Below are 1,384 nucleotides of genomic sequence, written 5' to 3' on the forward strand. Positions count from 1 at the left end.
GTCATTTTAGAGTATATCCAATCTTTGCTCTAACTTTTCATAATTCTTTTTACACTACCTAAATATATCCTGCAACCATAATTGTAACAATTTTCTCTAAGTTTATCTAGTATAAAACGTTTTAACTAAATTTTGTTTATGATAAATTAAAATTACCCTAGTATAATAATTGAAAAATCCCCTAGAGGAAATGTAAAATAACCCTATGATAATTCATAGGGGAGGATAAGGGGATGATTAGTTTAGTGCAAAAGCAAGAAATAATACTATCACACTTTAGAGAAGGTAAATCTCAGTGGCAAATACATAGAGAAACTGGGAATGCTAGAAAAACAATACGAAAATATATTAAAGAATATGAAATAAAAAAAGAAGAGCTTATGAAAGAAGGTGTAAATAAAAAGGAAATTATAGAGGAGATAGTAAGTAAACCTAAATATGATAGTTCCAATAGAAAAAGAATGGTGCTCACAGATGAAATAATAGAAAAGATAGACAACTATTTAAAAGAAAATGAAATCAAAAGATCTAGTGGAAGAAAAAACAACAGATGAAGGCAATAGATATACATGAAGCTTTAGTTGATGAAGGTTATGAAATAAGTTATTCTACGGTATGTAATTATGTAAGAGAAAAGAAAAATAAAGCTAAAGAGGCATATATAAGACAAGAATATGATTTTGGTGAAGTAGTTGAATTTGATTGGGGGCATTTAAAGCTTAATATAAACGGTAAAGTGAAAAATTTACACATAGCAATATTTACAACTGCTAAAAGTTCCTATAGATACGCATACATTTATCCTAATCAAAAAATGAAAAACTTTTTAGATGCACATGTTAAATTCATAAATCATGAAGGTGGAGTATATAAAATTTTTGTGTATGATAATATAAAACAAGCAGTTAAAAAGTTTGTAAATAAAACAAAAAAGATTCCTACGGAAGAGCTTTTAAAGCTATCACTTTATTATGGTTTTAATTTTAGATTTTGTAATATATGTAGTGGAAATGAAAAGGTCATGTAGAAAGAAGTGTTGAATACATAAGGCGTAAAGCCTTTGCACTTAATAATAAATTTAACTCAATTGAAGAGGCTAATGAACATTTAATAAAAAAACTTTTTAATAAACGGTAGTATAAAAAAATCTGTGCTTAAGTGAAAAACAAAACTCCTTTCTGACAATAATTAATACTAGAAATCAAAACCAGAAAGGTGTTTTTCTATGTCAACATTACCAAGAGAAGTTTTAAGAGAAATAATTAAAGTAAGAAATATTTCAGGTACAGAAGAACAAGTAATATTACTATATGCGAGGGGTATATCAACAAGGGATATACATGATCAATTAAAAGACATATACGGAATAGAAGTATCTGCTGAG

2 protein-coding genes and 1 pseudogene are annotated in these 1,384 nt (G+C 27.2%); all 3 read left to right on the forward strand.

All coding sequences use genetic code 11. From position 1 onward, the window contains the following. The first annotated feature begins 233 nt into the window (after nt 1–233). Nucleotides 234–554 carry a hypothetical protein gene (locus L21TH_RS14730; protein ID WP_006306457.1) on the forward strand — a complete coding sequence of 107 codons (321 nt, stop codon included), beginning with the start codon at nt 234–236 and terminating at the stop codon, nt 552–554. Beyond that, complete coding sequence (locus L21TH_RS14735; RefSeq protein WP_006306467.1) at nt 551–1,027, forward strand: DDE-type integrase/transposase/recombinase; 477 nt, start codon at nt 551–553, stop codon at nt 1,025–1,027. The genes L21TH_RS14730 and L21TH_RS14735 overlap by 4 nt, the downstream gene beginning before the upstream one ends. Before the next feature lie 243 nt (nt 1,028–1,270). Beyond that, nucleotides 1,271–1,384, forward strand: a pseudogene (locus L21TH_RS15180) (transposase); the annotation flags it as partial.

This window comes from Caldisalinibacter kiritimatiensis (assembly GCF_000387765.1).
GTDB lineage: Bacteria > Bacillota > Clostridia > Tissierellales > Caldisalinibacteraceae > Caldisalinibacter > Caldisalinibacter kiritimatiensis.